The sequence below is a fragment of the Streptomyces sp. NPDC001156 genome (genome assembly GCF_053598275.1).
On record NZ_JBSFJX010000060.1, the window covers coordinates 40,434 to 49,215 of the forward strand.

Genomic DNA, 8,782 nt, shown 5'->3' on the forward strand with positions numbered 1-8,782 from the left:
TCATGGGTCTTCTGACGGACAAGGTCGTCCTGGTCAACGGCGGAAGCCAGGGCGTGGGAGCCGGAATCGTCCGGGCCGCCGTACGCGAAGGCGGGCGGGTCGTCTTCACCGGTCGCCGGGCGGACGTGGGCGAGCGGTGCGCGGCCGAGACCGGTGCCGGCTTCGTGCGGGCGGACCTCGCCGACCCCACGCGGGCGCGTCACAGCGTGGAGCAGGTCGTGGAGCGCCACGGCCGCATCGACTGCCTGGTGAACGCGGCGGGGCTGACCTCACGGGGAACGCTGCTGGACACCACGCCCGAGCTGTTCGACGCCCATGTCGCGATCAATCTGCGGGCACCGTTCTTCGCGATGCAGGCGGCCGTACAGAACATGGTGGACCGCGAGGCGGCCGGCACCATCGTCAACATCATCACGTCCTCGTCGCACGCCGGACAGCCCTTCCTCGCCCCGTACGTCGCCGCCAAGGCAGGACTTTCGGGACTCACCCGCAACGCCGCCCACGCACACCGCTGGGACCGGATCCGGATCAACGGGCTGAACATCGGCTGGACGGACACCGAGGGTGAGGACGCCGTCCAGCGCGCCTTCCACGGCGCCGGGGACGACTGGCGCGTCGAGGCAGCGAAGGGGCAGCCGATGGGCAGGCTGGGCCAGGTCGACGAGATCGCCGACTTCGTCGCCTTCCTGCTGTCCGACCGCAGCGGTGTGGTGACCGGTTCGGTGATCGACTGGGACCAGATCGTCCTCGGCGGCCTGGACTGACGTCCTCTCCTCGGCGCCCCCGCACGCCTTCCACGAAAGATCGGAGCGACTCTTCATGCGTATCGGCATTCTGGGCCTCGGCCGGATCGGCGCCTTCCACGCCGCCACACTCGCCGGACTGGACGCGGTGGACTCCCTGGTGGTCACCGACCCCGTGAAGGCGGCAACCGCCTCGGCGGCGGAAAGCTACGGGGCCACGGCGGTCGACTCCCCCGAGGAGCTGCTGGCCGCCGGTGTCGACGGCGTCGTGATCGCCGCGGCCACGGACGCGCATCCGGCACTGATCCTCGCGGCCGTCGAGGCGGGCGTCCCCGTCTTCTGCGAGAAGCCGGTGGCGAAGGCCGTCGAGGAGAGCCTGACCGTGCTGCGCGCGGTGCGGGACAGCGGTGTCGAGGTGCACATCGGGTACAACCGTCGCTTCGACGCGGGCTGTGTGGCGGCGCGCAAGGCGGTCCTGGCCGACGAACTCGGCAAGCTGCACACCGTGCGCTCCACCACCCTGGACCCGGCGCCGCCGCCGGAGGCGTACATCGCCGTGTCCGGCGGCATCTTCCGCGACTGCTCCGTGCACGACTTCGACATCGTGCGCTGGGTGACCGGCCGGGAGGTCGCCGAGGTGTACGCGGCGGGCGGCAACCGCGGTGCCGAGTACATCGCGGCCGCGGGCGACGTCGACACGGCCTCGGCGATCCTCACCCTGGACGACGGGACGCTGGCAGTGGTGTCCAACTCACGGCACAACGCGCGCGGTTACGACGTGCGCCTCGAGCTGCACGGCATGAAGGACAGCATCGCCGTGGGACTGGAGGACAAACTGCCGCTGCGGTCCGTCGAGCCGGGCGCCGCGTTCCCGGCAGGCACCCCGCACCACTTCTTCATGGACCGCTTCGCCGACGCCTACCGGGCCGAACTCACCGCGTTCACCGAGGTCGTGGCGGGCCGTACCCCCTCGCCCTGTACGGTTGCGGACGCCATCGAGGCGAGCTGGATCGCCGAGGCCTGCACGCTGTCGCTGGCGGAGCACCGACCGGTGCGGATGGAAGAGGTACGGCACGGAATGGACGAGGTGAGCGCGCGGTGAGCGCACCCCTGCGGATCGGGATCCTGGGCGCGGCCCGGATCAGTGAACGGGCACTCGTCACCCCGGCCCGCGCGGGCGGCCACCGGCTGGTGGCGGTCGCCGCCCGCGACCGGGACCGGGCGCAAACCTTCGCCGACGCCCACGGCGTGGAGCGGGTCGCGGGCTCCTACGCCGAGCTGATCGCCGACCCCGAGGTCGAGGTCGTCTACAACCCGCTGGCCAACGGCCTGCACGGCCCGTGGAACCTCGAGGCCCTGCGGGCGGGCAAGCATGTGCTGAGCGAGAAGCCGTCGGCGAGCAACGCGCAGGAGGCGGCCGAGGTGCGCGACGCGGCCGCCAAGTCGGGCACCGTCTTCATGGAGGGCTTCCACTACCTCTTCCATCCGGTCACCCGGCGGCTGCACGAATTGCTCGCCTCGGGTGAACTCGGCGAGCTGCGGCACGTGGAGACCGTGGTGGCCATGCCCGCCCCGTCTGAGGACGATGTGCGCTGGTCGCTCCCGCTGGCGGGCGGCGCCGTGATGGACCTGGGCTGCTACGGCCTGCATGCCCAGCGGGCGCTGGCCCCCTGGGCGGGCGGTGCTCCCGTGGTCGTCTCGGCCCGGGGCGGGGAGCGGGCGCAGGGACCGGGCGTCGACGAATGGCTGGACGCGGAACTCGCCTTCCCCGGCGGCGCCACCGGCGTCGCGCGCTGTTCCATGGCGCACGACACCTGGCAGGCCACCTGCCGGTTGATCGGCACCCTGGGCGAGGCCACGGCGGTCGACTTCATCCTGCCGCACCAGGACGACCGGGTCGTGGTCCGCACCGGGGTGGGTGAGCGGACGGAGGAACTGGGCCGCAGGTCCTCGTACGCCTACCAGCTCGACGCGTTCACGGCCCATGTGCGCGAAGGCCGACCGCAGCCCATCGACGCGGAGGACGCGCTCACGACCATGCGGCTCATCGACGAGTGCTACGAGAAGGCCGGTTTCACGCCGCGGCCGCGCAGTCGAGCCGTCTGAGCCGTCACCACAGCCACGGGTCGTCACCAGAGGCCGGGCTTCTTCCGGACACCGGAAAGGGCGCCTGACACGGCACATGCCGGGCAGGCGCCCTTCCGCGTCCGGCGGCGGAGGCAGCGCCCGAAGCCGGAGCGTCACCTGCGGACGCGGGGCATCCCGAGGCCGATCCAGGAGATGATCTCGCGCTGGATCTCGTTGTTGCCGCCGCCGAAGGTGAAGATGACGGCCGAGCGGTAGCCCCGCTCCAGTTCGCCGTGGAGCACGGCGCCCGCCGAGCCCTCCTTCAGCGGGCCCGCGGCGGCGACGATCTCCATGAGCCAGGCGTACGCGTCCCGGCGGGCCTCGGAGCCGTAGACCTTCACGGCGGAGGCGTCCTGCGGGGTGAGCGTGCCGTCCTGGACGGCGTGCACCATCCGCCAGTTGAGCAGCTTCAGCGCGTCCAGCTTCGTGTGTGTCCTGGCCAGGCGCTGCCGCACCCAGGGCAGGTCGATCACCCGGCGGCCGTCGGCGAGCTTGGTCCCCATGGCCCAGCGCTGCACGTCGTGCAGAGCGCGGATCGCCATGGTGCCGTGCGCCGCGAGGGTGACGCGCTCGTGGTTGAGCTGGTTGGTGATCAGCCGCCAGCCCTTGTTCTCCTCACCGACGCGGCGGGAGACGGGGACGCGGACGTTCTCGTAGTAGCTGGCCGTGGTGTCGTGCGAGGCGAGGGTATGGATGAGCGTGCAGGAGTAGCCGGGGTCGGAGGTCGGCACGAGGAGCATGGTGATGCCCTTGTGCGGCGGGGCGTCCGGGTCGGTGCGCACGGCGAGCCACACCCAGTCGGCGGTGTCGCCGTTGGTGGTCCAGATCTTCTGCCCGTTGACGACGTATGTGTCGCCGTCCCGCACCGCGCGTGTCTTCAGGGACGCAAGGTCCGTGCCCGCGTCAGGCTCGCTGTAGCCGATCGCGAAGTCGATCTCGCCGGCGAGGATCTTCGGCAGGAAGTACGCCTTCTGCTCGTCCGAGCCGAACCGCATGAGCGTCGGACCGACCGTGTTGAGCGCCATCAGCGGAAGGGGCACGCCCGCCTGCGCGGCCTCGTCGAAGAAGATGAACTGCTCCATGGCGGTCAGCCCCCGCCCGCCGTACTCCTTCGGCCAGCCGACGCCGAGCCAGCCGTCCCGGCCGAGACGGCGGATGGTGTCGCGGTAGAAGCGCTTCTGCGCCGCCGGTTGGGCGTGGCGGGCATAGGCGTTGTCCGGCACGAGCCGGGCGAAGTAGCCACGCAGTTCGGTGCGCAACCGCTGCTGCTCGGGCGTGTGGTCGAGATGCACGGCGCCTCCAGGCTCCAAGGCCGGTCCTGACGGCGCACACCGTAGAACGTGTTTCAGAAATTGGGAATGGCGATGCGGGCCGAGCCGGTGTCAGGTCGGCCGGCCGAAGCCGTCAGCCCAGCGTCGCGAGGAAGTCGGTGCAGGCCCGCGCGCAGGCGCGGCAGGCCCGCGCGGCCGCCTCACCGCCGGGATCGGCGTCGAAGACGTGCGCGCAGTCCAGGCAGACGGACCGGCACCACTCCACCTGGCTCCGGATGCCGTCCTCCTCCTCGTGGCCGCCGTGCTGGGACAGCACACGGCAGGTCGCGTCGCACACCTCCGCGCACATGACGCCCTTGCGCCGCAGAAGTTCCTGGTCGTGGGTCCCGTCCGGTTCCGCAAGGCTCGCACGCAGGGCGCTCGCCCGCGCACATTCGGTGCAGGTCTGCGCGCAGGCGAAGCGGTCCTCGAGGAAGCGGTAGACCTCCTGCTGGGATGTCGTGGTCACTCGGTGCGGGTAGCCGGTGCCGACCGCGTCAAACCCGCCGCTCCGCCTGGGCGCGCCGGCGCAGCACCTCCTTAGGACGCGTCTGCCGCCCTGTACCGCGGGCGCCCCTCACCGCGTCGTGCTCTTCGATGTGTGCGAGGCGATCAGGTCGGGCGTCAGATAGACGTCGGACCGTTCGAAGTCCTTGAGCGTGGTCGGGCGGCCGGCCAGGAAACCGGTGCGTACGAAGTCGTAACCCGCCAGCGCGTTGAGCGTCCAGTTCGTCATGGTGCGCAGCCGGGCCGGAAACGTGCGCTGCGCCGCGAGGTGGTATCCGCGGGCGACGACCTGCGCGGGGAGGCCCGTGAGTTCCACGCCGACCGGCTTGGACACTGCGTCGAGGCCGCCAAGGTCCACGACCAGCCCCAGGTCACGGTGCCGGTACTGCCTGAGCGGCATGCCGTGCAACACGGCCGCGAGGTTCTTCGCGGCGGCCCAGCCCTGGCGCATGGCGTGCTGGGCGGTCGGCGGGCAGATCGCATGGTCGCTCTTGGCGAGGTCGGGGACCGCGGCGGCGTCCCCGAGGGCGAAGACGCCGTCCAGGCCCGGCACCCTCAGGTCCGGCCGGACCACGAGCCGCCCACGGTCGGTCTCCGCGTCGAGCGTGGCGATCAGCGGGCTCGGCGCCACCCCGGCGGTCCAGATCAAGGTGTGGCAGGGCAGCCGGCGGCCGTCCGTGAGGACGACGGTGTTGTGCGTGGCCTCGGCGACCGAGACACCGAGGGAGATGTCCAGTCCGCGCCGCCGGAGGATGGCGAGGGCCTTCGCGCCCAATCGGTCGCCCAGCTCCGGCATCAGCCTGGGCGCGATGTCCACGAGATGCCATTTGATGAGGGTGGGGTCCAGGCCCGGGTAGCGCCGGAAGGCGGCGGCGGTGAGGTGGTGCAGACCGGCGGCGGTCTCGGTGCCGGCGTAGCCGCCGCCGACCACCACGAACTGCAGCCGGGTCTCACGCTCCACCGGGTCGGAACTCGCCGCCGCCAGGTCGAGCTGGGCGATCACGTGATCGCGGACCCAGGCGGCCTCGGCCAGCGTCTTCATGCCCACTGCGTGCTCGTTCACCCCGGGGATGTCGAACTGCCGCGTCACACTGCCCGGTGTCAGCACGAGGTAGTCGTAGTGCTCGACGATCGTCTCGCCGTTGATCTTCCGTACCACCACGGCCTTGGCACCGGGATCGACGCCCACCGCTCCACCGGGCACGATGACGGTGCGCCGGAGCAGACGGCGCAGCGACACGGCGACGGACTGCGGGGTGAGGATCCCGGCGGCGACGTGCGGAAGCAGGGGCAGGTACAGCTGGTGGTCGAAGGGGGTGACGAGCCTGAGCGAAGCCTCGGCGGGCCGGAGGATCCGTTCCAGCTTGCGCGCGGTCTCCAATCCGGCGAATCCACCACCGACGATCAGGATCCGGGGCACGGCCATGGCAGGTCCCTCCAGAGGGAGACGTCGACGCCTGCCACGCTAGGGAACACGGCCCGAGCCCGCATCCGCAACGGTGGGCACCGGCGCGGCCTCGTGCAGTGCCCGCAGCGTGGGGCCTCCTCGGTCCACTGGTCAACGCCCCGCTGGGGTCGGCCGTGACGCCCCCGGTGGACACCTTCGTCCGCGGACGTCGTCGGTATCGCAGCAGGCTGTCCCGCGCCTGGGACCGCAGCGGTCGGGGATGCTCCCGAACACCACGCACAGCGGCCCGAGTTGGATCGGCGCGAACCCGAGGACCCGCTCGATCGCCGCGGAAACCGTCGCCCTGTCGGAGCGGTGCCGGATCATGCGCCGGCGGGCGACCGGACCATCTCGGCGCCTTCCATGGCAGGAGGGCCTCCCCACAGTGCGGCGGACGCCGCTGACGGCCATGGGTTTGCCGGTCGGCGCACACGAACAGTGCTTCCCGCCAGGTGCGATCGGCCGTGCAGCTCCTCTGCGCCCCTACACGCCCGGGAACGTCCGCGCACGTGACCATCGACCCGTGAGCACGGATACTGCCGGGAGTGGGTCACCGCAAACGGACCAGTGAGACCGAAGACCGCCAGGCTCGTCAGGAGGCTCTTGTGAAGATGCTGATCAATGTCCCGGAATCGGTGGTCGCGGACGCGCTGCGGGGCATGGCGGCCGCCTACCCGCAGCTGACCGTCGACGTGGAGAACCGGGTGATCGTACGGCGTGACGCCCCGGTCGCCGGTCAGGTGGGCCTCGTGTCCGGCGGTGGCTCCGGGCACGAGCCGCTGCACGGCGGGTTCGTCGGCCCGGGCATGCTGTCGGCGGCCTGTCCCGGCGAGGTGTTCACCTCCCCGGTGCCCGACCAGATGGTGCGCGCGGCGGCGGCCGTGGACAGCGGCGCGGGCGTGCTGTTCATCGTGAAGAACTACACCGGTGACGTGCTGAACTTCGACATGGCGGCCGAACTCGCCGAGGACGAGGGCATCCAGGTCGCGAAGGTCCTGGTCAACGACGACGTGGCCGTCACCGACAGCCTGTACACGGCGGGGCGGCGCGGCACCGGCGCCACCCTGTTCGTGGAGAAGATCGCGGGGGCGGCCGCGGAGGAGGGGCAGCCGCTGGAGCGAGTGGAGTCCGTCGCGCGGCAGGTCAATGAGAACTCCCGCAGCTTCGGTGTGGCCCTCAGCGCCTGCACCACGCCGGCCAAGGGCTCGCCCACCTTCGATCTGCCGCCGGGCGAGCTGGAGTTGGGCGTCGGCATCCATGGCGAGCCGGGGCGCGAACGGCGCCGGATGATGACCGCGCGCGAGATCGCCGACTTCTCGGTGAACGCCATCCTCGACGACTTCGAGCCGCGCAGTCCGGTACTGGTACTGGTCAACGGGATGGGCGCCACTCCGCTCCTCGAGCTGTACGGCTACAACGCCGAGGTGCAGCGGGTGCTGACCGAGCGGGGCGTCCCCGTCGCCCGGACCCTGGTCGGCAACTACGTCACCTCCCTCGACATGGCCGGCGCCTCCGTCACCCTGTGCCAGGTCGACGAGGAACTGCTGCGGCTGTGGGACGCGCCGGTCAGTACGCCGGCGCTGCGCTGGGGCAGGTGAGTGAGGTCAACATCCGTACCAGGCAAGGAGATCCAGTGCTCGACGCCGACTTCTTCCGCCGCTGGATGACGGCGGTGGCCGCGTCCGTCGATCGCGAGGCGGAGCGGCTCACCGCGCTCGACTCGCCCATCGGCGACGCCGACCACGGCAGCAATCTGCAACGCGGGTTCCGCGCGGTGGCCGCCACCTTGGAGAAGGAGGCGCCGGACACGCCCGGCGCGATCCTCCAGCTCGCGGGCCGGCAGCTGATCTCGACCGTCGGCGGAGCGTCGGGACCGCTGTACGGCACACTGCTGCGCCGTACCGGCAAGGCCCTCGGGGACGCCGCCGAGGTCAGCCGGGAGCAGCTGGCGGAGGCGCTGCGAGCGGGCGTCGACGCCGTCATGACACTGGGCGGAGCCGCGCCCGGCGACAAGACCATGATCGACGCCCTGGTGCCCGCGGTGGACGCACTCGGCACCTCCTTCGAGGCGGCGAGCACCGCCGCCGAGGAGGGCGCCGTCGCGACGACTCCGTTGCAGGCCCGCAAGGGACGGGCGAGCTATCTGGGCGAGCGCAGCATCGGGCACCAGGATCCCGGTGCCACCTCGTCGGCCCTGCTGATCGCCGCGCTCATGGAGGCCGCCGGTGAGTGAGACCCCGGACAAGCTGGTCGGCATCGTGCTCGTCTCGCACAGTGCGGCCGTGGCCGAGTCGGTCGCCGAACTGGCCAAGGGGCTGGCAGGCGGCGGCACCACGGCACCCGTCGCCCCGGCGGGCGGCACGCCCGACGGCGGGCTCGGCACCAGTCCCGAGCTGGTCGCCTCCGCGGCCGCCGCAGTGGACCGCGGCGCGGGGGTCGCCGTGCTCATGGACCTGGGCAGTGCCGTGCTCACCGTGAAGGCGCTGCTCTTGGAGGGCGACGAACTCCCCGAGAACACCCGGCTGGTCGACGCCCCCTTCGTCGAGGGCGCGGCCCCGGCATCGTCATCCACTGGGCGCACACATCGGAGATGGCCGACCCCTACCCGTATCTGCTCGGCGGCGAGCTGCTGCTGACGGCGGGCGTGC

At 71.7% G+C, this 8,782-nt stretch carries 9 protein-coding genes; 6 read left to right on the top strand and 3 right to left on the bottom strand.

Annotated elements, in window-relative coordinates; all coding sequences use genetic code 11:
• The first annotated feature begins 2 nt into the window (after positions 1 to 2).
• From ACWDA7_RS25895 to ACWDA7_RS25905, 3 genes are read left to right on the top strand one after another with little or no spacing between them, the layout of a single operon-like run.
• Positions 3 to 764, top strand: coding sequence for an SDR family oxidoreductase (locus ACWDA7_RS25895; protein WP_450606668.1), 762 nt, complete (start codon positions 3 to 5; stop codon positions 762 to 764).
• 55 nt (positions 765 to 819) lie between these two features.
• Entirely contained in the window at positions 820 to 1,845 is a 1,026-nt protein-coding gene (locus ACWDA7_RS25900) for a Gfo/Idh/MocA family protein (RefSeq protein WP_450606670.1), read from the top strand.
• Entirely contained in the window at positions 1,842 to 2,849 is a 1,008-nt protein-coding gene (locus tag ACWDA7_RS25905) for a Gfo/Idh/MocA family protein (protein WP_450606672.1), read from the top strand. Before ACWDA7_RS25900 ends, ACWDA7_RS25905 begins: the two co-directional genes overlap by 4 nt.
• A 134-nt stretch (positions 2,850 to 2,983) precedes the next feature.
• Here the strand turns inward: ACWDA7_RS25905 and ACWDA7_RS25910 are convergent, their stop codons facing one another.
• The 3 genes from ACWDA7_RS25910 to ACWDA7_RS25920 form a co-directional block, all read right to left on the bottom strand.
• A complete protein-coding gene (locus tag ACWDA7_RS25910; RefSeq protein WP_450606674.1) occupies positions 2,984 to 4,162 on the bottom strand; it encodes an acyl-CoA dehydrogenase family protein in 1,179 nt (392 codons plus the stop codon).
• A gap of 112 nt (positions 4,163 to 4,274) precedes the next feature.
• Entirely contained in the window at positions 4,275 to 4,649 is a 375-nt protein-coding gene (locus ACWDA7_RS25915) for a ferredoxin (RefSeq protein ID WP_359403112.1), read from the bottom strand.
• Between the two features lie 108 nt (positions 4,650 to 4,757).
• Positions 4,758 to 6,113: an NAD(P)/FAD-dependent oxidoreductase gene (locus ACWDA7_RS25920; protein ID WP_450606676.1), complete on the bottom strand. Its 1,356-nt coding sequence runs from the start codon at positions 6,111 to 6,113 to the stop codon at positions 4,758 to 4,760.
• A 626-nt stretch (positions 6,114 to 6,739) separates the two neighbouring features.
• Between ACWDA7_RS25920 and dhaK the strand changes: the two genes are divergently transcribed.
• The 3 genes from dhaK to ACWDA7_RS25935 are packed head-to-tail and all read left to right on the top strand — an operon-like array spanning position 6,740 to position 8,770.
• Positions 6,740 to 7,732 (top strand): dihydroxyacetone kinase subunit DhaK, encoded by a 993-nt coding sequence (dhaK, locus tag ACWDA7_RS25925; RefSeq protein ID WP_432935647.1) that lies wholly within the window; start codon positions 6,740 to 6,742, stop codon positions 7,730 to 7,732.
• A 35-nt stretch (positions 7,733 to 7,767) separates the two neighbouring features.
• Entirely contained in the window at positions 7,768 to 8,367 is a 600-nt protein-coding gene (gene dhaL / locus ACWDA7_RS25930; RefSeq protein ID WP_450606678.1) for a dihydroxyacetone kinase subunit DhaL, read from the top strand.
• Entirely contained in the window at positions 8,360 to 8,770 is a 411-nt protein-coding gene (locus ACWDA7_RS25935; RefSeq protein ID WP_450606680.1) for a PTS-dependent dihydroxyacetone kinase phosphotransferase subunit DhaM, read from the top strand. Before dhaL ends, ACWDA7_RS25935 begins: the two co-directional genes overlap by 8 nt.
• Positions 8,771 to 8,782 lie beyond the last annotated feature (12 nt).